Source organism: Salirhabdus euzebyi (assembly GCF_014207435.1).
Lineage (GTDB): Bacteria > Bacillota > Bacilli > Bacillales > Alkalibacillaceae > Salirhabdus > Salirhabdus euzebyi.
The window spans coordinates 268,369-290,842 of sequence record NZ_JACHGH010000002.1 but is presented as its reverse complement, the minus strand read 5'-3'; the positions used below and the strand labels follow the sequence as shown (position 1 = coordinate 290,842).

The following is a 22,474-nucleotide window of genomic DNA, read 5'->3' as shown; positions in this document are numbered from 1 at the left end:
ACGTAAAAACTGCTCTTCTAAAAATCAAGGGAATGGTGTAAATAGATAAACGCTGCAAATGTTGAAATGGTACCACCTAAAACTATTGTGTAGCCAGTACCAAATTTGCTTGCGAATATACCAGCCAAGAGTGCAGCCAAAGGCATAAGAGCCCATGTCAAAAATCTACTTGTTGCCTGAACACGTCCTAATAACTTATTAGGAGTTAAGGTTTGCCTTATAGTCACAATACAAGGGTTCAACATCGATGCAGCTAAAGTACCTACCGCATTACATATAACCAACCAAAAATATGTATCAGCCATGCCAAAGAATACAATAGAAAGTCCACCAATAAACGAAGCCGAAAATAATATACCCCGGTAGGACCACACCCTTTTTAATGCGTTTGTCACTAGTGCTCCGCATATTGCTCCAACTCCGCCAATCGATAATAATAATCCTGTTTGCTCTGTGGATAATTTAATCGTTTCCGTTAAATGAAAAATCATCATGGTAAGGAATAAAGTGGTACCAAATACGGAAGCAATCATTGCTAGATTCGTATACAATATAGGTTTTGTTTGTAACACAAATTGAAAGCCTTCTTTTATATCTATCCATACGGTTTTCTGTTTAATTCCCGAATGAGATTCAACCTTCATATTAAGACTTAGGATGGCAAAAAATGCTATTAAGAAGCTTAAGCTGTTAATTAATAGAGCATATCCTGGATTGTAAAAGCTAATAATTAACCCTCCTAGTCCAGGTGCTACTAATACTGCCGTATTAAAAAAACCAGTATTTATAGAATTGACAAGGTGTAAATCACTTTGTCGAACTAATTTAGGAACAGATGCAAATTGAGAAGTATTGTAAATTTGACTGAGCACTCCAGTCAGAAAGGCACCACTGTATAATAAGCCTATATCTAACCGATCGAATAAGAACAGAAGCCCAATTAATCCTATTATTATGCATCTAGCTAAATCACAGATTAATAATAAATATTTTCTATTAAACCGATCCGCAAGTACACCAACAAAAGGCTGAAATAATATAGGTAAACGCTCAAATGCAGCAACTAATCCCATACTTAAGGGTGAGCCAGTAATAGCTAATACCATTAATGGGATAGCAATAAGATGAATTTGATCACCAAAAAATGAAATAACGTTTCCCCCAATAAACCGAAACACAGGATAGTTCTTTTTAAACACAGGTATATCACTAGTGGTTAATGTTACATCGCTTTCTCCCATCTATATGTTCCCCTTATATATTCAATTATTTAAATATTGTTCCAATTCCTTTGGCAAGGAAGTAATTGCATTTATCTTTAATCGATACTTCAATTTTTTCACCTCTACTAAGTTAGCTGACCTTAAGATTTTTAGGTGATGATGGATTGTTGTTTTTCCTAACCCCAGTTCATTCGTAATTTCCTGTAAGGAGAGCTCTTTCTCGGCCAATAGCTTTATAATTCGGAGTCTTACTTCATCCCCTAAAGCTTTATATTTTAGTATCAATGAGTTACTCGGGCTGTATCGATCATTCGGATAAATACTTTCATTAGCAATCGGATAATAAAACACCTTTGTTCCCTCTATATCAGCTTCAATATTCCACGGACGGTAAACATACTGTGGAATTAGCAAAACGGTGTTTACAGTAGGTTCTGGTAAATAAGCAACTCCACCAGTCGCCCATTCAATAAACTCTTCTGGTTCCATACCCACTACCATCTTATTCTTTGCATCATAATCAGTTTTCAAGTAGGAATTAATAGTAGATTCGTCTTTTTTTAGAAATTCTTCATACCAGCTTTTTAAGACACCGACGAGATGATCTTTCAAGTAATTGACTTCAACATGACTAACAAACTCGATGTAGTCCGGAAAAAAGGGATTATCTTTAGTTAAGTTTTTCATTTTGCTAATCGCCAAGATATCACCTTGTGCAGCATTTTTTCTTACATCATTATGTTTATAGCCAATATAAGGTATACAAATGTATCTAATTTCTTCATCAGAAAGCTTATGTATAAAGGATGAAAATTCTGTAATGTCAGAGAAGTCTTTTTGATGCAACAGCAGTAATAACGATTTCCAAGTGTTTTTCTCTTCCACAATTTTCAATTCATTTTGCAGTCCTTTAGAAAAAGATCCTCTTAATTTCTCCCAATATTTCTGAGGCTTCTCTAGCGTGTTAATTAATCTCTTATTTGTAACTGCAGCGATCCCCAATGCACATTCCCATAAAAGAGAATATTCCAACCTAATTTCATAGGTTTCTCTTTTACGACTAGTAATATGATAAACATCCAATGTAGACACCTCTTTCTAAACTTTGTATATATTTTATACTTATAAAAGTATTTATTCAATATAAATTGAATATTATATTCTATGATTTTTGAATGATAAAATAAAAAATAACCCATCATCATAAATGGGTTTAATCTAATACGAATAAATCTTACTAATTGAAATCTTACTTATAATCACAAAGCTCTATTAGGGTTCCATCTGTTGAAGCTGGATTCATATAAATTAGCCTTCTCCCTCGGGAATTTGTTCGAAGCGTGTTGTCTAAGAATCGAACGCCATTTTGACGCGCCTCAGAAATTGCCTTATCCAAGTCATCGACTCGATAAGCAATGTGATGAACCCCTTTTCCCTTTTGTTTTACGAAACGTGCAATCGGAGAGTTCTTGTTAGTCGGTTCCAATAACTCCATTATTTTGTCATCCGTTCTAACAACAGCAACATGTACCTCAACACCAGGGGCATCACTAGTGTAACGATCTATTAATTCACCCTTTAATACGTTTAAATAAAAGGGAAGGATATCATCTATACTTCTAACGGCAATACCAACATGATCTAAAACATAGTTCAAAATAGGACCTCCTTTTATTTCATTTCCTCGAACTTTAGTTATTGTTCAAATTAAGAATACATTCCTATCTACAGAAATACTACATTATTTTAGAAGTAAGAAGCTCTTTTCATTTTTAAATTGTAAATAGTGTCCTCTTCCTACTCTTTCCCTTATGATAATACTATTACAATATACGTTGGTGATTATATGATAAATAAGCGTACTAGAAACATTGGAATATTTTTGGTTATATGTGGGGCAACATTATGGGGTGTTGGAGGCACAGTTGCACAGAAACTTTTTCAAGATTACGGAATTGATGTAGATTGGTTAGTTTCTACACGTCTGCTGCTAGCAGGTGTTTTACTTTTAATCATTCAATCTATGAAGAAAACTAGCTCTCAAGTTATAAACATCCTAAAAAATAAAAAGGTCGTTATTCAGCTTCTTGTCTTTGGGTTATTTGGTATGCTCGCGGTTCAATATACATACATGGCCTCCATTAACTTAGGCAATGCCGCCGTAGCAACACTTCTACAATATTTAGCTCCTGTTATGATAATTATTTATTTACTTTTACGTAAACAGACGATTTTAACAAAACAAGATGTAATCACAACTTCACTTGCGTTAGTTGGTTGTTTATTCTTATTAACTAATGGTTCTTTTTCTCAATTATCTGTACCAGCACCGGCTATTGTTTGGGGAGTTTTGTCAGGAGTAGCATTAGCATTTTATACGTTATATGCGATTCCTTTGCTCAAACAGTATGATTCCCTCGTCATAGTCGGATGGGCTATGATCATTGGTGGGTTAGCATTAAGTTTCATTCATCCACCTTGGAACATTGCGTATTTATCGGTGGAGGCTATTATGTACTTATTTTTTGTTGTTGTTTTTGGGACAATGCTTGCTTTCTGGTTCTACATAGAAAGTTTACAGTACTTGTCCGCAAAAGAAACGAGTGTGCTAGGAAGCTTAGAACCTCTTTCTGCGGTTTTAACGACCGTGTTTTGGTTGAGAGAACCTTTTGGAATGTATCAGTGGATCGGCACGGCTTGTATAATTGGGATGGTTTTAATACTATCCATGAAAAAAAAAGCTATGGAAGAAAAGTAACTCTATAAAAATGCATGGTTTTATATGAAAAAACCATGCACTTTATGTTTTCTATATTTTTACTTGCCAGGAATGTCACAGTTGTCATCTGTACAAACTGCCCCAGCTCCACCTTCACCTGATAGGTCTACTATTTTAGGGCCAGATTCCTCTTGCCATACTTGTTGAAGGGCGCTAAGAAATGTTTCCTTTGGTTGGGCACCAGAGATAGCATATTTTTGATTAATGACAAAGAATGGTACGCCATTTACTCCAATTTGTTGGGCCATTCCTTCATCACGACGGACATCGTCTTGAAAATGTGTAGCATCTTGTAGTACTTTTAAGGACTCTGCCTCATCCATTCCAACAGATGCTGCAAGTTCCACTAGTGTTTGATGGTCACTAATTAACTTAGATTCGGTAAAATAGGCATGTAGTAATTTTTCTGTTAGTTCTTTGTCTTTCCCAACTGTTTTTGCGTATTTCGTTAAACGATGCGCGTCAAATGTATTTGTTGGTTTCATTTCATCAAAGTTATACGTTAAACCAAGATTTGCTGCAGATTGACCGACATTATCATTAGCACGTTTTGCTTCCTCAATACTCATTCCATACTTTTTCGCTAACACTTCATGTATGCTGTCGCCAGCGTATAGCTTTGCATTTGGATCTAATTCAAAACTTTTAAATTCTACGTCTACTTCGTTTCGGTTCGGAAACTGTTCAAGAGCTTCCTCTAAGCGACGTTTTCCGATATAACAGAACGGACATACATAATCAGACCAAACTTCTATTTTCATAATTAATACCTCGTTTTTGTAAGTTTTGCATCATGATAACATAATTTATACAGAAATAATAAAAACTTGCTCGGAAATAGACTTTTGATTGGTATACTTTCTATTTTGATTGACCGTATTTTCTATTCCGTTGAAATACTTCTAATTTGGTTGATATATTTTTATTTTGGTTGATATAATTTCCATTTCGCTGATATATCTTTAATTTGGTTGATATATAACAAAAAACCCATTCCCCTAACTTAAAAGGAGGATTGGGTTTTGTAATTACGGTTTCTTTGGATAAATGATAATCATTTTATACATGAGCGTATAAAGAATAAGCAATAAAAGTGCAATAATCCCTGGATTATTATAACCAATCACACTAACAATACTGTGGATTAACAGCGGGATGGTTATCGCGAAAGTCGTCATTTTCCAAAGTAGTTGATATGTGAGCTTTCTTTTTACTAGCTTGCTAATAATAAATGAAAGGAAAGTCAAAATGGAAACGAGACAGATCATCGTGAAAAAGATAACGAATGGATAAAATACGATGACTTGTAACATGTACATGCTTTTTTCTTCATTTCTACTAAGATTCTCTATGTTATTTACTAAATTTGGGATAAACAGCACAATCATTAACACAAATAAATACGTCATCGTATGGAGCATTCCTACTCTATTCAAACGGAAAAGGGCTTCTTTTTTGGGCAGAAGTAGACTATTTTTTAATGCAATGAGTAATCCCATTTTGGTTCCTCCATTAGATTAGTACGTATTATTTAGCGATTTTCGAAAAATTTCTCTGCCTTTTCCAAGTATGGTTCTTGTTCAGGGGTTAGATCGTACTCTTCCACAATTGCATCAACCGGGCAAACCGATGCGCATGCACCACAATCGATGCACAGATCTGGATCAATGAAAAATTGGTCTTCTCCTTTGTCGATACATTCGACAGGACAGACAGCTAAGCATTCTCCAGCTAACTCCCCTTTACACGGACTTGTAATTACAAAAGCCATGGGTCTCCCTCCTATATTCTTTATGTGTTTTCTATATTGCGGTATGAGCTACTAAAATATAGTATTGGATCTCCTTCGCTCACTTGAACATCTGTTACTTCAGCAATTAACAAGACATGGTCCCCTGCTTTTACTGTTTGTTGTACGGTACATGCTAACGTTGCTAATGATCCTTTTAAAACTGGTACGCCATCAGCATCTTCAAACTCTATCTCTTTGTCTTGCTCTTTTTGTTTTGCGAAGATCATGGACAAATCTTTTTGGGTATCCGCTAAAATACTAACACCAAAACGTCCAACTTTTTGAAGATCATCATACATGGAAGCTTTTTCGTCAATGGAGACCGTGATGAGTTTTGGATTAAGAGAGACAGACATGAAAGCATTGACTGTCATTCCGCGAACTTCTCCATCAATGTGACTTGTCACAACGGTGATTCCAGTAGCAAATTTACCCATTGCTGTTCGAAACAATCTATCATCTATCATGTGAATACCCCTTTATACGTTATTTAAGCATATATAGCAAGCTCTTCTTCAATTTGCGTTTTTATTTTATCTAAACATTCGGCTGCTGTTTTCCCAAAGATTCGCTTGCCGTTGACCAAAGCATAAGGTCTATTCGCACACATACCACAAAAGGAAAGACAACTACTTTCCATAACGGCTACTTCTGGGTATTCTGCTTCTATTATAGATTCTACATCTATTTCATTGATAAGACTACCATCACAAATTTCCACCACTACGATTCCCATAGTTTCTTTCCTCCTTTTTATTGTATGTTTGCATGGAATAAGGCACCTAAAAAGGTACCTTATGTATTATTCAAATTATATTGCTTGCTCGTATTTTTCTGCTACTACTTCCCAGTTGATAATATTAAAGAAAGCTTCGATGTATTCAGGACGTCTGTTTTGATAATTTAAGTAATACGCATGCTCCCAAACATCTAAACCTAGAATTGCTGTTTGACCTTCCATAATAGGGTTATCTTGATTAGGTGTGCTAGTTACCTCTAGTTTACCGTTTTCATTAACTACTAACCATGCCCATCCAGATCCGAAACGAGTCGTTGCTGCAGTTGAAAATTGATCTTCAAATGCACTAATGCTTCCAAATGCTTCTTTCATTGCTTCTGCAAGTTTTCCTGTAGGTGCTGCTGCCTCTTTACCAGGCGCAATAACTTCCCAGAAAAGTGTGTGATTAAAGTGTCCACCACCATTGTTACGAACTGCAGTACGAATATCCTCTGGTAGAGCATCTAGGTTTCCAAGGAGTTCTTCTAGAGACTTATCTTGTAAATCCGTTTTACCTTCTAGTGCTGCATTTAGTTTATCCACATATGTTTGATGGTGTTTCCCATGATGGATCTCCATTGTTTGCTTATCAATATGAGGCTCCAATGCATCAAATGCATATGTAAGTGCTGGTAAAGTAAATTTTGACATGTTATATTCCCCCAAAAATTTTAGTTTGTACTTTTTATACTAAAAGGTATAATAAGTATAGAATGATAATAACCTATTTTAAAAGTAGAATCAATCTTTTTGCTTCAATGTTTCTATTTTTTTGCCTATAATGGAATACAATACAAAGCCGAGGTGTTTCCTTATGGAACAAACAAAACTAACAACGAAGGATAGAATTCTTCAACTATTAAAAAAAGAAGTGAAGTTAACCGTTTCGGATCTAACTAAACATTTATCGATTACTGACATGGCTGTCAGAAAGCACCTTATACAAATGGAAAAAGACGGTTTGATTTTGTCGAAAGAAGTAAAGCAACCAATGGGGAGACCTATTCAAGTCTACAGCTTATCTGAAAAAGGAGAACTGCTTTTCCCTAAAAACTATGAAGGCTTAAGCGTGGAATTTTTAAAGGATATTGAAGAACTACATGGTGAAGCTTCTATTCAACAATTGTTTGAAAAACGTGAACAACGGCTAACGCGTCAATATGTGAATCGAATGCACGAAAAATCACCGAATGAAAGAATACTTGAGATGGCTGCTATTCAAAATGAAAAAGGGTATATGGCCGACGTGGCTCAAATTGATGAAAGCACGTACGAACTAACGGAGTACAATTGCCCGATTATGGCGGTTGCAAAAGAATACAAAGTTGCATGTAAATGCGAAACATCTATGTTTAAAAACGTTTTACAAACCGATAACATTAAAAGAACAACCTGTAAGACTGAAGGAAATGATCACTGTAAGTTCATCATTGCTTTTTAATGGGATGAGAACAGCAGTGATCATTTTTTTCTTAAACTAACTTCTCCTTCAATTTTTGGAACACAGCTTCTAATTTATCTTGTGGCACTTCACGATATTGATCCCCAATACTAATTTCAGTGTAACAGCCATTGTTATCAGTTTTCCGTAAATTACTCGTGATGCCAATTCCAGTTTCTTCATAAATGTCTATTAAAATGGGAATCACTTTGTCTATGTCCATTTCAAAATGAACATGAAACATATTGGAGACTGGTATTTCTGGTATAGTCTTTACGCCTTCGCATTTGTTGAAATAACTTGCTAGTTCAATGGCGTCTTCATAATATTGTCCCATCATATCTTTTCTTTTTTCGAAATAGTAATCCGCAGATAAAATATAGGGATAAAGGCTGATTAAGTCACCACCATGGCGTTTTTTCCACACTTTTGATTCTTCTGTAAACTCCTTTCCACCTGCTAAAATTGCCCCTGCAATACCACCTATTCCTTTATAAAAAGAAACATATACACTGTCAAAAAGACTACAGACTTCTGGAGCAGTTCTTTGGTAATAAGGTAGGACTTCCCACAATCTTGCCCCATCAAGATGAAGTTTAATATCCTTATCATGGCAGTATTCGGAAATAGCTTGCAGCGTTTCAAAGGACGGGAGTTGTCCTCCTATTTCACGTTGTGGTAGCTCAAGTAGTAAACAGGAAATATCCTCTTTTAGATTTACGACATCTTCTATTTCAATTACGCGGTTTTTATCTACTAACAATATTGTTTTGATGTTATGTAATTCTTTAATTCCGTCTTCCTCATGAATTTCCAGGTGTGAAAGTGGGTGATAGCCTACTGTTTTCATTCCTTTTTTATCACACCATATCCGAAGGGCAATTTGTTGGGCCATTGTCCCACTCGGAAAAAACACTGCGGCTTCCTTACCTAAATAAGATGCAATTTTTTCTTGGAATTCCTCAATCACTCTTCCATTTCCATATAAATCGCTCGGTACGTCCCCGTTAATACCCTCAAATGCTTGTTTCAATACATCTACATTTCTAGGGCCATGTCCTACTAATTGATGGTTGGTTTGTTGAAAAGCTTGAAATAATTTAGTCAAATTCCCATATCCTCTCCGCTTTGTAATTGTATTTTTCATTTAAACTAAGCTTGGTTTCTATTTTTATCCACTTACTATTCAATAGAATTAGTAGCCTACACTTTTTTTAGACTAACTGTCCCTCTCTTTTCACTCTCCTCTGAATCGGCGTTAATGTCCCAGCTAATGCAATTAAGCTACTGGCTATTAAAATACCTGTTAAACCGTCAAAGGCAACAAGCGATAACATTCCAAAGACGATGAGGTCAAATGCCGAATCTAATACAGATATTAATGATAAGGTTGTAGCTCGTATTTCTGATGGAATCAAATCATTTTTTAATTGAGAATAAATCGGTCCTCTCATTGCTTGTCCGATTCGTAATAAGAAAAATGCGCCTAATACGATCCACAACGTTTCACCAAAAACGGCTGATACGAATAGGCCAATTGCTGCTAATATTCCAGTTACAAACATTAGACTTTTCCGTGAAAATTTACTTGAGAACCAACCTACTGATTGTGAGGTCATATACCCTAAAGTAGCTGCAAGTGCGTACATGACACCGATCATTACAACCGGCAATCCTGCATTCGTAAAAATCGGTTGATTAAATGCTTCATAGACAGAATCTGCCGGAATAAAAACAAGTGTAAAGTTAATAAAGAGGAGTAGCAATGTCGGTTCTTTCCTAATTGCTTTCACCCCTGCAGTTACTTGTTTAAAAGGATTAGCTTTGAATGTTCCAGTATTTTTAGGATTTCTCACAAAGAAAATGAGCACTAACTCTACGAGATGAAATAGTAGCCCGAGTAGAATTAATAGAATAAATTGTTCATTTTGTAAATCTTGTGCTAGATAAGCACCGAAAAGTACAGCTAGAATCATCGAAACAAAACCAGCTGATTGTATTTTACCCATCGCCCAATCCATTTGATTATGTTTTCCATCTTCCTTAAGTGACTCATATATGAGAGCTTCGTCAGCACCAGAAAAAAACGTGACAGAAAGTCCATTCAGTGCACTAAATAGAAAGAACATCCATGGTTCATAGGCGTAAATTAAAAGAGAAATACTTCCTATTTTTATGATAACTCCAATTAGAAAAGAAACTTTTGGACCGAAACGATCTGCAACAACTCCACCAGGAACCTCCCCCAAGAGAACTGCTCCACTCCAAAATAGTTGTAGCATTAAAATGTGGATAGGCTCCAGACCACGTTCATAATAAAAAAGCGTTAACACTGGGGCAATAAAATTAATTGTTCCAAAAAAACGGATCCAAAACATGACACGAATATTATGTGTAGATAGGCTCTGATTTTTCATGGTTTCTCCTAAATATATTGTATGTTCATTATTTTAACACTTTTTTAATAGAGTAACAGATTTTTGGCTATACCTCACCCTATGTTAAGGACGGTTTGATTCACTTTTTTATGTTAATATAAGAAAAGCATATCAAAAGAAAAGAGGTTATTCAGAGTGAAATTAGCAGAAGCTCTAATTCTTCGTTCCGATTATCAAAAACGTATGGAACAGCTGAAACATAGGCTGTTACAGAATGCTAAAATACAAGAAGGGGAAACTCCTAACGAAGACCCTAAGGAACTTAAGAAAGAACTATCTCAGGTATTACATCAATTAAAAGAGGTTATTCAAAATATCAATCGCACCAATTTGCAAACAGCTTTTGTTGATACACAATCACTTGCTGATGCGTTAACAGAGCGAGATTTACTAGGTCAAGAAAGAAATATATACAGTGAGATTCTAGCACAAGCATCTATGCGTCATGACAGATATTCTAGGTCTGAAATTAAATTTATAACACCATTTAATATAAAAGAAACGCAAAAATATGTGGATGAACTGTCACAAAAATATAGATTAGTCGATACGAAGATTCAAGAACTTAATTGGAAAACCGATTTAATAGATTAATAAGCAAGTTGGTAGCGAAAGCATAAAAGCGAGTACAAAACCCACCAACGGGTCAAGTTGGAATGTGGCAGGGGTTTCGGGGTAACCCTAGAGGTTCAAGTCCTCTTTTGACAAATTAGACCCATTACTGTTACATGAGAACGATTTACTCATACAACTTATAACCATGTACTGATTTTCTTTCGCGAGGGTGGATAAGGGGAATGGAAAAACGCTTGGAAGAGGTAGTTAGCCCCAAAAAGTTAGATTTATTACTCTAACTTTTGGGGTTTGGTACCAAACCAAGCGTTTTTTCGTATTGAAATAGTTTAGAAGCTATCCAGATTATCCAAGTTATTTTCTTTCAAACCATCCGGTTCACTTCGAATAATATCCCGACCGTATTTATGAAAAACATCTACATGAGCAAGTTTACCAGCTTTCGCTTCATCAAGTGCTGTTACGTAATCCAGTTCCCTACCACTTTCTGTCTTGAAGGCAATAATATCACCGTCATCATTTCTTCGGACTGCTACAATTTGTTCTTGGCCAGGTTTTACTTGTAGATCTGTTTCCATTGCCGCTTCATTATCTGTTTGTTTTCTGTAATTCTCAAAAATCTGTTCAAAATCTTTACTCATTCGGCAACACCTCCAGAACGTATGTTTAGTGTGTGCTAATGTTTATGATTTATGTAGTAGTTGTTCTTTTCCCTTTTTTAATCATTATTGTTACTGTAGATATATCACATTTACATTCTAGAGGAAAAAGATGAACACTGATATGCCTTTATTTATAAGTGGAATGATATTATTTTTAGTAGGTTTATTTATCTCAACCCATTGGGCGATTTTAGGCTCTTTTATTTGAATTGCAAGTGGCTCTTAGTTATGGGAAGTGGAACGTGTTATTTAGCTAGATATGCTAAACAATAAAAATAGGTTTGGCCTACTCACTTACGCTTTCCTTTAAGATCATAAAATCTATTGTATCATCGTTTTTTTGTATAAGATTCATTCCTAATTTTTTCACAATTTTTATAGAAGCTATATTATCTTTCCTAATATTCGTTGCAGTAATGCCTTTAACCCCTTCCTGTTGAAAAGCCCAGTCTTTTAATCCACTTGCCATTTCACTAGCATATCCATTCCCTTGAAATTTTTCGTTTATGCCGTAACCTATTTCGATTAATCCACTGTTATTAGGTGGGGTTTTAAATCCCATCATCCCTATAACCGTATTACTCTTCTTTTCCGCAATAAATCCATACCATTTTGATATTTCTGGGTTCTTTTTTAATTTTTCTAAGCGGAGAGGGAAAACACGCTCTTGATGGATGGTTTGTATAAAATTCGTTTCCACGTTGATTTGTAGATATTGTTGTAATGTTTGTTCCCCGCTCATAGCCGCTTCAATGGATTCGATCGTCATCGGTATAAATCCCAAACGTATCGTTTCTATCGTAAACATATATGGTTTCCCCTCTATCTAATTAGTTTAATTCAATCGTGCCGTAATGAAATAACGATGTTTTTCTTTTGTGCTGTGTAAATCCGAATTGAGCAAACCTATCACTTTTCCAATGATCTTTTAACACTACACGTTCACGGGCTACACGCATTGCTTCCTTTATTACCTCTTTCGTAAGTTCAGACTTCACGGCTTGTCCTCTAATTGAATTCATTCCACTTGAAGAATCAATTGTGGAATGAAACATAGGATCAAAGTATACTACATCGAATGAATCAGATTTTGTTTGCTGTAAAAGGGAAAGATGATCACTGTGGAAGACTTCAATTCTTCTCATCGCTTGATCAAAAAGATGGTTCCCGCTCGAAAATGATGATAACCCTTCTTTAGCCAAGAGGTATAATAACGGATTCCCCTCCACTCCCATAACTGATCCACTAGAGCCAACTGCAATGCTTGTTATTATGCTATCTGATGCCAAACCCAACGTACAGTCTAGAAAAGACATCCCTTCTGTTAACTTAGCAGTTGAAATAAGGGGGTCTTCATCCCCTTTAAACATTCGTTTTGCCCTAATCATTGCTAAATTGGGGTGGAAAAATAGATTCGATTCATCATATAGTGGAGCTATATACAAACGTTCTTTCCCTACAACCACAATATCATCCTGATACTGTTCTTTTAAAGATTCAATCGAAACGCCGCCTCTTTCTTTGTATGATAGTCCATAAGAAGTCGACAGCTTTTTCGCTTTCATAACTAATTTACTTGGGGATCGTCCAGCTGTTGTAATGATCATTATTTTTCGTCCCTATTCTTTTATTCATATGAATATTATTATACATCAGAAAAACTTGGCTTGTCGCCAAGTCCTTATGACGAAAGCCTTCGTTTTTCTTATACTTTAATCCTTTAACAAAGTTAAACTTTCTTAAAGTACAAAAAGATCGCCATTTCTGACGATCTAAATTTTTTTTATTCAATTTTTAGATAACTTTATTTTATGAATTCGCTTTTAATCAGATAAGCAACGTCATATTTCTCTAAATCGCTAATATTTCCCTCTACATCTTGGAAAAAAGAATGGGGAAGTGAACTCATAGATCCATCGTCATTTGAGTAGCAGATACTAGCTAAAACCATTTTTCCTGTTGTCGGAATACTTTCTCCTGGATTGCTATCCATTATGATAGACATATTACGAAAACCTTCACCAGACATTGTATCAAAACTATTTAAAGAACCAGTTGCTCCATCACTGTTAATACCAACGTTAAACATTACCTGATTGTCGTTATCAATCGTATTTGACTTAGTAAAAATAATCGTACCATTTTCCTTAACTTTAGCTGTGAGGTGAGCAATTTTATTGTCTACCAATTCACCTAATTCATATTTTTCAACCCAAACAGATACTTCCTTATATTCACTATCAATATGGAAATCAAACACAAAAGATTGATCAGCTGTAGTAGAAAGTATTGCTTTCTCCCTCTCTGTTAACTCTGCTTTTGAAAAGGTGTTTTCCTTCACACTATCATTATTACAAGCAGGCAAAAACAGTAAGATAAAAATGATAAAAAACAATATTAATATTTTTTTCATTTCCCTCTCCTTTCTTATATCCACTCTCAGTCATTTGTATCCAATAAACAGAGTCCTTTTCAACTCACACTCTTCACCTTATATCATACATGAACATTCTCTCATATTACTCTCGATCCCTCTACCCTAGAGGAAATAATCTATTATTTCTAAATCGGCATCAAGATCAAAAGGCGAAAAAAAGGACTAACAATTAAGTAATCAATTGTTAGTCCGGACATATTTCTCTTTATCTTTCCGCCAACTTCGGAACAATAATATCACCTTTAGATTGATCCTCAATTGGCTCAGGTTCCTCTGCAGGACTTGCACGTTTAATAAAGAAAGCAAGCACTAATGCTACACCAGCTATAAATGTTGAAATGAAGAAAACGTCATTAATTCCTTGAAGCATTGCTTGCATTCCAATCACTTGCTCCATTTCTTCTATTGCTGCGTCGGTTGGTTGGATTGTCAGACTCTTCATCGCATCCTGAAACATTGTAGCCGCATGTGTTTCGCTACGTGTTGACATAATGGATACTAATAATCCTGTCCCAATAGCGCCAGACACTTGGTTAAGCGTATTGTTCATAGCTGTTCCATGTGGATAAAAACGGGCTGGCAATTGGTTAAGACCATTAGTTGAGACTGGCATCATGATCATGGACATCCCAAACATACGAATAGCATGTAATACAACTAAATAATTATACGTCGTTTCCATTGTAAGTTGACTAAAATAATACGTTGTTACTACAGTAATAATCAGCCCAGAAATTGCTAAAACTTTCCCACCGAATTTATCAAAAAGTCTTCCTGTAATTGGAGACATGAACGCCATGACTAAAGCACCTGGTAACATCATTAACCCTGCATCTAAAGGAGTAATACCACGTATCTCCTGTACATAGATCGGTAATAGTAGCATTCCAGAAAACATCGCCATTGTAATGACCATCGTAATAGTAGAGGATAGTGCAAACATTGGAAATTTAAAAATACTAAAGTTAAGCATCGGGCTCTTTTGTTTCGACTGTCTAATTATAAAAGAAACTAATGAAATAACACCAATAATAATTGTTCCGTATACGAATGGATTACTCCATCCTTTTGACCCAGCAGAACTGAATCCATATAAAATACCACCAAAACCGACACTTGATAACAGTAAAGAAAAAGTATCGAGTTTAAGGTTTACTTTTTCCTTTTTATCTTTAAGGAAGAAAAACCCTAGTATAAAGACACTGGCTGCAATTGGTGTAACAAAATGGAAAAGTGCTCTCCAATTATAATGCTCCACAATCCAACCTGATAGAGTTGGTCCAATAGCGGGAGCGGCCATTAAAATTAAACCAAACACACCCATTGCTGCCCCTCTTTTTTCTACCGGGAAACTGATTAGCATAACATTCATCAGCAAAGGCATCATTATTGCCGATCCAGAAGCTTGAATCATTCGTCCAGCTAGTAATAACGGAAAGATTTCTGCAGAACCAGCAATTATTGTTCCTATCGTAAATAATCCCATTGCCACTAAAAATAAACGACGAACGGAATATTTTTGTATTAAGTATGCTGTCGTCGGAATCAAAATCCCGTTAACTAACATATAGCCTGTCGTCATCCATTGTACAGTTGATGGACCTATTCTTAAGTCGCTCATAATAGAAGGTAACGCGATATTCAATAATGTATTGTTTAAAAAAGCAATAAAAGCACCAACCATAAGTATACCGATAATTCCGTAATTAGGTCTGGGTGTGATTTTTTTCGTATCTTTCATGGTGTTATCCCCCTTATACTCGACGTTCATTTTTTATACTCTGATTTCACATAAACAATATCATATACTAGGAGTCTAATATTTGCAATAAGAATTTTTCCCTAAACATAAGCGTTTGTGTAAGTAACAAAAATGGTGTAGTATATTTTTTATACCGCTAGTCTATATAAAACGTTTACAATAAATGATTTTATTATAACTGATAGTAAGGATGATTTTTTTATGAGTGATCGTAAGCAACAAGTTATTAAAATGGCACACCAGTTATTTATAGAAAAGGGATTTCAGGCCACATCCATTCAAGATATTATAGATTATTGTGGTATTGCCAAGGGAACCTTTTACAATTACTTTTCCTCTAAGAACGAGCTACTTATTGCTATATTTACCGAAGCTTACACAAAAATGGAAAAGGAAAGAAATAAAATATTGATTGGACAGGATCATTCAAATATTCAACTTTTCATTAAACAAATTGAATTTCAAATGTATATGAATCGTAAAAATAAGATGGTTGCCCTTTTCGAGGAAGTACTTGTTTCTCATGATGAGGAATTGAAGCAGTTTATTAAGGAAGGTCAATTGCGTTTAGTACAATGGGTCTATTTGCGTTTCATCCAATTATTTGGAGAGGAAAAAAAGACTTATTTATTGGATTGCGCCATTATGTTTATCGGCATTTTACACCAAAACATCAAATATGCAGACAAACGAAAAAATGCTGATGAGGAAGTGCATAAAGTCGTACACTACAGCGTAAACCGGATAGTCAAGGTTGTAGAGGAAGTTGCTGAATCGGGCGAACAATTGCATGAACCTAGTCATTTGGACAGTTGGTTATCAAAGGATAAAAGAGCTGATCAAACTTTTCGTTTAAGGCTAACGGAAACTATCACCTCTCTACGAAAAAGGTTAAAAGAGGATAAAGATCAGGTTAGGTATATAGAGTTGATCGATTTTATCCAGGATGAAATTTCTCATTCTCATCACCCACGGAAGATGCTAATTGAAAGCTCCCTTGCATCATTAAAGAATGTACTTTCGGAAAAGGAATTAGTAGAAGAATTAGAAAACATATTGAATACTTATATCATAAAATAAAAAAATGACTTGGTTTTGAACTGTTCCCATAAGCATAGAAATTGTGTAAACTCTGGGATTGTTCTTCTTACCAGGTCATTTCTTTTTTTGAGTAATTTACTTATTTATTTTTAAACACCTCTCTTTGTTAAAAGGTAAACCTAAAATAGTATAAACATCCTTCCATCGCTGTTCCATATCCGAAGCATATAAAAATGGGATGAACCCTAAATTTAAGTATGTTTTAAGAGCAGGTAAGCGATGATCATTTGTCACAATACGTATACTGCTGTAACCTGCTTTTATTAATCGATTTGTTGCTAGATTCGTAACAGCTAGTCCCAAACCTTTCTTTCTATGTGCTGGACGAGTAAAGACAAAGCCAATATCACCACCGAACGGAAACGTATAATGGCTAGATTTCGGATTATGTAAAGCAACCGCTGATGCTACTATTTCTTTTGATCTTTTATCAATTAGGAAAAAAAGACCATTTGGTATCACCCTGTCAAAAAAATCTTCTAATTCTGTTTCGTCTAGTAACCAACCTTCCTTTTCCAATAATTCTACATAGTTCTTTTTATCTTCTTGTCTGAAAGTTCTTACGCAGTATCCTGATGGAATTGTTGGTTCTGGAGGTGATTGAATGAACGACTGGGGACATAATAATATTAATGCTTTTTTATTAGGCACTTATTTCTATCCTTCCTTATTGAAATTCCTCAAATGGGTAGTAAACAATCTTTCCACTATTTAAGATAACGCTAAATTGATTGGATTGGAAGCTACCATTTTTGTCTTCTGTTACAACAGGAATATACCAGTAATACGTGCTTGTTTCATGTATCATATCAAAGCTATCTAATTGAAAACGAATAGATTCTATTTCAGATGGATTTACATAACCATAATAAATACCAATATCCCCCATATCCACATACGCAAAGAAATCTGTTCTAAACGGGGAATCCTGATTACGCCCATTTATTGCTTGACTATGTTGAATAGCCTTCCAACCAAACAATCGCTTCTCATACACTTCTCCCATAATGTACTTACCTGTATCAAACATCACGAAGGTACTATTGTCGATTTCGATTTGTTCTAGAATTTCTACATCCCCATGTCTATCCTCTGCCACTTTTTCAATGGTAGAGTTTTGGAAATAAATAAAAAAATAAACAGCCAAACAAACTCCTAATACCACCATCAACGGTTTCATAATAGATTTTATCCTCATAAGTCCCCTCCACAAACAAAGCATTATACTAATAAATATGCTCTCGAAAAACTTACTATTAGTTTATGAAAATGGGACAGATATCTGCATCATTTTTTCGAATTTCTGTAGTAATACAAAACGTATTATTTTAGCTGTCTAAATCAGTGAATCCCGGTTAATACTATTTAACAAAAAGCGGAGGCGATTTTTTGGTATATATACATCAAAATATCGAATTGCACGAAAAAATTGTACAATCACAGGAAACTAAATACTCCCTTTGGATAGAACATGTTTTTCTCACTCCACATTGGTGGGTCGGTCTCTTTCTAACCTTTACACCTTGGGTCTTATAGGTAATGTTTAGCAAACAGGAAAGTAGAAATAGATTTCTTTATTCTGCCTTTTTAGTTATAATCACAACCTCCTTTTTAGATTTTCTAGGTGTTCAGTTTGGTTTTTGGCTCTATCATTATGAGGTTTTTCCATGGATGCCTGCATTTGTCCCGTGGGATTGGACGTTAATTCCTGTCGTCATTATCAGCTTAATTGAATATAAACCAAAGCTATCTCCTCACTTAAAAGGGACGTTATTCGCAATCCTTGCAGCCTTTGTCGGCGGTCCTTTATTTAAACACTTTGACTTCTATAAAGAAATTAATTGGAGTAGTTTTTATTCCTTCCCTATCTATTATTTAATTTTTCTAATTGGTTATTGGGCAAGTCTTAGAAATAATTATCAAGTTTATTGGAAGTAAGATAAAAGGGGCCCTCATAATTAAGAAGAGCTCCTTTTTACATATATATGATTTCCACACTAATATTTCCCGGGCAAGCGCATAAAACGACAGTCGTTGCAAAAAAGGGACTGAACTTATCATTTTTTAGCTATTTATGTATGATGCACGTGTTGCATTTTGTTATCTATCTTTTTTTTGATATGAAATGATATTTAACAAACTTATTGATTTTTAGCTAGTTTTAAAGCTAATTGCTTCAATTTTGGCTTATTAGTCGTGATATTTAATTTTTCTAACACGGCAATCATCAAGTCGTAATGCGCATAACCCCTACTTGTTATGATTCTTTCTGTTACACAAATATCACTATCTACATACGTACCATCAACATAGTAATCATGAAATTGCTCATTCAGGTGAGGCATGGTCGTATACTGGCAATCTAACAAACCTGCAGACGCTACTATAATAGAGGATGCGCAACTTGCAGCAATGATTCCGTTGAACTGCTGTATAAACAATTTTAACGTTTCGTTTGTTAATAAATCATCCGTAATGTCTCCTCCAGCCATCATGAGTAAATCATAGGTAAGTGGATCTGCCTTTTCTAATGTTGTTGAAACTATTTCAAGCCCACCATCTGATTGAACAATCCCACCATGCAAAGAAAAAGTATCTATTGCCCACCCTTCTTGCTTTAAGAACTTTTGAAGCAATGCAACTTGCCAAAGAGCAAATCCGTCATATGTAATAAAAGCAATCTTTTTCATACTTCACCTCTCATAATTTTTCCATTACTTTATAATATATTATACTATTAATTTTAAACACAAAAAGCCTAAGCGGTGTGCCTAGGCTTCCTATTATTTCCTCATATTAAAATGTGCATTAATTTGTCCACGGAGCATATCATTGCGCATTTGCTTTTTATTTTCATTTCTTACTTCTTCTTTAATTTCTTTCGTTTGAACGCCTTCTTCCCGTTTATCAGCAATCTTCATCAATAACTCGACATCCGAAAAGGAATATTTTCTCGTACCACGCTTTGTTCGCTCTGGAAAAAGGAGTCCACGTTCTTCGTAATAACGGATCTTTCGTTCTGATAAACCGGTAAGCTCATGAACTGTTCCGATACTAATCACTTTTTTATCTTTATAAGAAGACAAGAACCCTTCCCTCCTCTGTCATATTTCTTCTATCATACCTCTATTTTCTATTATTTTCATGTCGACTAGTTTCTTAGCCATGTTCTTTTTGTCGATTGAGTTTATTAAATATGAGTTTGAGTTCTGTTAATGTTAAGGTGTGGATTTCTTCGTCCTTATCGGTATAAACACCAGCATCAATAAGTTGTTGAATATAAAAGCTTCTAACTTTATCGACCGCTTCACGAAGCTGATTTTTCATCATTTTGCACCCCTCCACTCATTTCAGTATGGTTTTGGATATATCTTAAAAAAGCATGGGCCTGTGAGCCATACTGAAGCAGTAACTTTTCGTATAATTCGTCCCTTTTCCTATCTAATTTTATTATTTCTTCTGCTAATTCAACCATTTCTCTTTTTATCATACATTCATCACAAGGGAAAGGACTGGTACTGATATCGATAAAAATACAGCAGATGTTGTCATGGCAACACTCCCCATTGCTCCTTCCTCCTCTCCCCATATGAGTGATCGATTGGCACCGAGCATTTGTGCGGATGTCCCCATTGCAAGTCCTTTTGCAGCTTTGCTTTTAATACCAAATCTTTTTAATAGCTTAGGCCCGATTGTCACCGATATAAGTGCAGAAATAATTACAATAAAGACTGTGGTAGAGGTTAGCCCACCAAGATTATTAGAAATGGTTAATGCTACAGGTAGTGTAACTGATTTCGGTATTAAAGAAGCTACCAACTGATCTTGCAAATGGAATAAGTGGGCCATAGCAGAGACAGAAATTACACCCATTGCAGTTCCACATATAACCCCCAATAGGACTTTTTTGTAATTTTTTCTTAAGAAGGACCATTGCTTATATAAAGGAACAGCTAATGAAACCACAGCAAGCTGTAACAAAACATCAAATATAAAACTTCCTTGTAAATACGTGTTCGGATTTATGTTTGAACTTAAGATTAATAGAATGAGTAAACCAGAAGAAATGTACAATGGATTCAGCCATGCTTTCCTATATTTTTGAAAAAGCTTTAAACCGAAAAAGTAAAAAATGATAGTTGCGGAGAGGCAAAATAATACATTTCCTATTATTGCTGTCATTCTATATTCCTCCTTTTTATTTTTTCATACCTTTCTACTGCATAAGCAGAAGCTAGTAAGCAACAAATACTACTCACCACAATTATGATCAAAACATTCCAATGCATCATACGTAGAAAAGCAGTCGATATAAACAAACTTACAATTGGGGGGATAAACAAAAAGGTGAGGTGTTTAAGCTGGAAGGTTGATAATTTTTCTATCCATTCTATTTTTATTAGCCCAATCATCAAAAACATGAAGAGTAGTATCATACCTACAACACTACCGGGTAACGGTATATGAAAGAATTTTACGGTGATGTAACCAAAAATGAGGAACCCTATTATAATGAAAAGTTGGGCTACCCAACTCCATTTCACTTATTTATCCCTCCTTTTCGTCTTTCAATTAAACTTAGTTTAAGGGAATTTGGCAGGTCTGTCATTAAACATGTAAGATAATCTAACATTGTATTTTGAATTTTGATGTAGGAACGAAGAAAATCTAACAAAGTTTTAATTTTATAAAGGATAATTAACGTGGTGAGTGAGGAAAAAGTTGAATAAAAAAATGCACATGTCATAAAAGTGAAATGACACGTGCATTCTTATTTAGTTCCCAAACATACTCCGCTTATATTGGTCTTCTTCATTTAAAAAGTTTAAGAACGCTTCAAAACTAATTTTGGGCTGCTCTTTTATACTGCGGATATATTCTTTCTTTTTGTTATCATCCATGTATTGGCTTTTGGTAATTCGTTCAATCATATGATTCATTCCGACCTCTTCCATTTCAGATCGAACGTGTTTCGATTCTTTATAAAAAGCAAAACCTAGTGATGCTAATAAAGCATAAATTGCTAGGCTAGGTAGATTGTCTAAATACCAAGAACCAGTCACTAAAGAAATAACAAGATAAGCCATAGAAACAGTCAACAAAGGCATCGCAAAAAAGATATATTTTGAATTTTTCTTTATATACGGCCTAAATAAATCAGAAACGATTTCAATTTCCCGACGTACAGAAGCTGGCATGTTCTTAAACAAAAATTTGCTCATTCCATCCACTCCCTTATCGTTTGTTATATATTTATTGCAATTTTTCGAAAATATAATGAAAAGATGAATTTTCATCAAGCGTTAGTTAAACTCCCTGAGGTTAGCCTCGTCTACAAAAAAAGACCTACCAAATATAATGGTAAGGTCTTGCTAACAACATAGTTGCCAGTAAAACCGAGAGTAAAACACTCTGTATTGACGACTTTACTGTAAAAGCTACTCCCCTTAAGGATTATATAGTTACTATAATTATACATAACTTACGT

30 protein-coding genes are annotated in these 22,474 nt (G+C 35.0%); 5 read left to right on the top strand and 25 right to left on the bottom strand.

What is annotated here, in order from left to right; genetic code table 11:
• Positions 1-17: 17 nt before the first annotated feature.
• From HNQ94_RS04580 to HNQ94_RS04570, 3 genes are all read right to left on the bottom strand, one after another.
• Positions 18-1,241 carry an MFS transporter gene (locus HNQ94_RS04580; protein WP_174494859.1) on the bottom strand — a complete coding sequence of 408 codons (1,224 nt, stop codon included), beginning with the start codon at positions 1,239-1,241 and terminating at the stop codon, positions 18-20.
• A gap of 21 nt (positions 1,242-1,262) precedes the next feature.
• The gene (locus HNQ94_RS04575) at positions 1,263-2,306 is read right to left on the bottom strand and encodes an ArsR/SmtB family transcription factor (protein ID WP_174494860.1); all 1,044 of its coding nucleotides are present in this window, start codon (positions 2,304-2,306) and stop codon (positions 1,263-1,265) included.
• A 166-nt stretch (positions 2,307-2,472) separates the two neighbouring features.
• The gene (locus HNQ94_RS04570; RefSeq protein WP_174494861.1) at positions 2,473-2,880 is read right to left on the bottom strand and encodes a VOC family protein; all 408 of its coding nucleotides are present in this window, start codon (positions 2,878-2,880) and stop codon (positions 2,473-2,475) included.
• Between the two features lie 192 nt (positions 2,881-3,072).
• On the opposite strand from HNQ94_RS04570, the gene HNQ94_RS04565 reads away from it, so the two are divergent.
• Positions 3,073-3,981, top strand: a complete 909-nt coding sequence (locus HNQ94_RS04565; protein WP_246199928.1) for a DMT family transporter — start codon at positions 3,073-3,075, stop codon at positions 3,979-3,981.
• Positions 3,982-4,040: 59 nt separating this feature from the next.
• Here the strand turns inward: HNQ94_RS04565 and HNQ94_RS04560 are convergent, their stop codons facing one another.
• From HNQ94_RS04560 to HNQ94_RS04535, 6 genes are all read right to left on the bottom strand, one after another.
• Positions 4,041-4,763 carry a DsbA family oxidoreductase gene (locus HNQ94_RS04560; RefSeq protein WP_174494863.1) on the bottom strand — a complete coding sequence of 241 codons (723 nt, stop codon included), beginning with the start codon at positions 4,761-4,763 and terminating at the stop codon, positions 4,041-4,043.
• Positions 4,764-5,030: 267 nt separating this feature from the next.
• Complete coding sequence (locus HNQ94_RS04555) at positions 5,031-5,501, bottom strand: DUF1189 family protein (RefSeq protein ID WP_174494864.1); 471 nt, start codon at positions 5,499-5,501, stop codon at positions 5,031-5,033.
• Between the two features lie 32 nt (positions 5,502-5,533).
• Positions 5,534-5,773 (bottom strand): 4Fe-4S ferredoxin, encoded by a 240-nt coding sequence (fdxA, locus tag HNQ94_RS04550; RefSeq protein ID WP_174494865.1) that lies wholly within the window; start codon positions 5,771-5,773, stop codon positions 5,534-5,536.
• A 20-nt stretch (positions 5,774-5,793) separates the two neighbouring features.
• Complete coding sequence (locus tag HNQ94_RS04545; protein ID WP_221452484.1) at positions 5,794-6,261, bottom strand: flavin reductase family protein; 468 nt, start codon at positions 6,259-6,261, stop codon at positions 5,794-5,796.
• A gap of 23 nt (positions 6,262-6,284) precedes the next feature.
• Complete coding sequence (locus HNQ94_RS04540; RefSeq protein WP_174494866.1) at positions 6,285-6,530, bottom strand: YuzB family protein; 246 nt, start codon at positions 6,528-6,530, stop codon at positions 6,285-6,287.
• A gap of 75 nt (positions 6,531-6,605) precedes the next feature.
• Positions 6,606-7,223 (bottom strand): superoxide dismutase, encoded by a 618-nt coding sequence (locus HNQ94_RS04535; protein ID WP_174494867.1) that lies wholly within the window; start codon positions 7,221-7,223, stop codon positions 6,606-6,608.
• A gap of 163 nt (positions 7,224-7,386) precedes the next feature.
• On the opposite strand from HNQ94_RS04535, the gene HNQ94_RS04530 reads away from it, so the two are divergent.
• Positions 7,387-8,013, top strand: coding sequence for a helix-turn-helix transcriptional regulator (locus HNQ94_RS04530; RefSeq protein ID WP_174494868.1), 627 nt, complete (start codon positions 7,387-7,389; stop codon positions 8,011-8,013).
• A gap of 31 nt (positions 8,014-8,044) precedes the next feature.
• On the opposite strand, the gene HNQ94_RS04525 is transcribed toward HNQ94_RS04530, so the two are convergent.
• Together HNQ94_RS04525 and HNQ94_RS04520 are read right to left on the bottom strand one after the other, a co-directional pair.
• Positions 8,045-9,121 (bottom strand): threonine aldolase family protein, encoded by a 1,077-nt coding sequence (locus HNQ94_RS04525; protein WP_376697728.1) that lies wholly within the window; start codon positions 9,119-9,121, stop codon positions 8,045-8,047.
• Between the two features lie 106 nt (positions 9,122-9,227).
• Complete coding sequence (locus tag HNQ94_RS04520; RefSeq protein ID WP_174494870.1) at positions 9,228-10,430, bottom strand: MFS transporter; 1,203 nt, start codon at positions 10,428-10,430, stop codon at positions 9,228-9,230.
• A 156-nt stretch (positions 10,431-10,586) separates the two neighbouring features.
• Here HNQ94_RS04520 and HNQ94_RS04515 point away from each other — a divergent pair, with 156 nt between their 5' ends.
• On the top strand, positions 10,587-11,045 hold the full coding sequence (locus tag HNQ94_RS04515) for a DIP1984 family protein (RefSeq protein WP_174494871.1): 459 nt from the start codon (positions 10,587-10,589) through the stop codon (positions 11,043-11,045).
• 308 nt (positions 11,046-11,353) lie between these two features.
• Here HNQ94_RS04515 and HNQ94_RS04510 read toward each other — a convergent pair whose 3' ends face one another.
• From HNQ94_RS04510 to HNQ94_RS04490, 5 genes are all read right to left on the bottom strand, one after another.
• Entirely contained in the window at positions 11,354-11,665 is a 312-nt protein-coding gene (locus tag HNQ94_RS04510; protein WP_174494872.1) for a DUF3892 domain-containing protein, read from the bottom strand.
• Positions 11,666-11,972: 307 nt separating this feature from the next.
• Positions 11,973-12,494: a GNAT family N-acetyltransferase gene (locus tag HNQ94_RS04505; RefSeq protein ID WP_174494873.1), complete on the bottom strand. Its 522-nt coding sequence runs from the start codon at positions 12,492-12,494 to the stop codon at positions 11,973-11,975.
• A 22-nt stretch (positions 12,495-12,516) separates the two neighbouring features.
• Entirely contained in the window at positions 12,517-13,293 is a 777-nt protein-coding gene (locus HNQ94_RS04500; RefSeq protein ID WP_174494874.1) for a class I SAM-dependent methyltransferase, read from the bottom strand.
• A gap of 197 nt (positions 13,294-13,490) precedes the next feature.
• Complete coding sequence (locus HNQ94_RS04495) at positions 13,491-14,099, bottom strand: YgaN family protein (RefSeq protein ID WP_174494875.1); 609 nt, start codon at positions 14,097-14,099, stop codon at positions 13,491-13,493.
• Between the two features lie 229 nt (positions 14,100-14,328).
• Positions 14,329-15,864 carry a DHA2 family efflux MFS transporter permease subunit gene (locus HNQ94_RS04490; RefSeq protein ID WP_174494876.1) on the bottom strand — a complete coding sequence of 512 codons (1,536 nt, stop codon included), beginning with the start codon at positions 15,862-15,864 and terminating at the stop codon, positions 14,329-14,331.
• 222 nt (positions 15,865-16,086) lie between these two features.
• Here HNQ94_RS04490 and HNQ94_RS04485 point away from each other — a divergent pair, with 222 nt between their 5' ends.
• Positions 16,087-16,965, top strand: coding sequence for a TetR/AcrR family transcriptional regulator (locus HNQ94_RS04485; protein WP_174494877.1), 879 nt, complete (start codon positions 16,087-16,089; stop codon positions 16,963-16,965).
• 96 nt (positions 16,966-17,061) lie between these two features.
• Here the strand turns inward: HNQ94_RS04485 and HNQ94_RS04480 are convergent, their stop codons facing one another.
• Both HNQ94_RS04480 and HNQ94_RS04475 read right to left on the bottom strand, forming a co-directional pair.
• Entirely contained in the window at positions 17,062-17,637 is a 576-nt protein-coding gene (locus HNQ94_RS04480) for a GNAT family N-acetyltransferase (protein WP_174494878.1), read from the bottom strand.
• A gap of 16 nt (positions 17,638-17,653) precedes the next feature.
• Positions 17,654-18,184, bottom strand: a complete 531-nt coding sequence (locus HNQ94_RS04475) for a hypothetical protein (protein WP_174494879.1) — start codon at positions 18,182-18,184, stop codon at positions 17,654-17,656.
• A gap of 341 nt (positions 18,185-18,525) precedes the next feature.
• Here HNQ94_RS04475 and HNQ94_RS04470 point away from each other — a divergent pair, with 341 nt between their 5' ends.
• Complete coding sequence (locus tag HNQ94_RS04470; RefSeq protein ID WP_174494880.1) at positions 18,526-18,924, top strand: CBO0543 family protein; 399 nt, start codon at positions 18,526-18,528, stop codon at positions 18,922-18,924.
• A gap of 203 nt (positions 18,925-19,127) precedes the next feature.
• On the opposite strand, the gene HNQ94_RS04465 is transcribed toward HNQ94_RS04470, so the two are convergent.
• The 7 genes from HNQ94_RS04465 to HNQ94_RS04440 all read right to left on the bottom strand — a co-directional run bounded on the left by HNQ94_RS04465 (position 19,128) and on the right by HNQ94_RS04440 (position 22,208).
• Positions 19,128-19,676 carry a DJ-1/PfpI family protein gene (locus tag HNQ94_RS04465; protein WP_174494881.1) on the bottom strand — a complete coding sequence of 183 codons (549 nt, stop codon included), beginning with the start codon at positions 19,674-19,676 and terminating at the stop codon, positions 19,128-19,130.
• Between the two features lie 93 nt (positions 19,677-19,769).
• Positions 19,770-20,072 carry a MerR family transcriptional regulator gene (locus HNQ94_RS04460; RefSeq protein ID WP_174494882.1) on the bottom strand — a complete coding sequence of 101 codons (303 nt, stop codon included), beginning with the start codon at positions 20,070-20,072 and terminating at the stop codon, positions 19,770-19,772.
• 73 nt (positions 20,073-20,145) lie between these two features.
• Positions 20,146-20,316 (bottom strand): Fur-regulated basic protein FbpA, encoded by a 171-nt coding sequence (locus tag HNQ94_RS04455; protein ID WP_246199920.1) that lies wholly within the window; start codon positions 20,314-20,316, stop codon positions 20,146-20,148.
• On the bottom strand, positions 20,294-20,461 hold the full coding sequence (gene ykzB / locus HNQ94_RS19875) for a protein YkzB (protein ID WP_512700767.1): 168 nt from the start codon (positions 20,459-20,461) through the stop codon (positions 20,294-20,296). Before ykzB ends, HNQ94_RS04455 begins: the two co-directional genes overlap by 23 nt.
• An 11-nt stretch (positions 20,462-20,472) precedes the next feature.
• Positions 20,473-21,168, bottom strand: a complete 696-nt coding sequence (locus HNQ94_RS04450) for an LrgB family protein (protein WP_174494883.1) — start codon at positions 21,166-21,168, stop codon at positions 20,473-20,475.
• Positions 21,165-21,530, bottom strand: coding sequence for a CidA/LrgA family protein (locus tag HNQ94_RS04445; RefSeq protein WP_174494884.1), 366 nt, complete (start codon positions 21,528-21,530; stop codon positions 21,165-21,167). The genes HNQ94_RS04450 and HNQ94_RS04445 overlap by 4 nt, the downstream gene beginning before the upstream one ends.
• A gap of 231 nt (positions 21,531-21,761) precedes the next feature.
• On the bottom strand, positions 21,762-22,208 hold the full coding sequence (locus HNQ94_RS04440) for a DUF5392 family protein (protein ID WP_174494885.1): 447 nt from the start codon (positions 22,206-22,208) through the stop codon (positions 21,762-21,764).
• Positions 22,209-22,474: the final 266 nt, after the last annotated feature.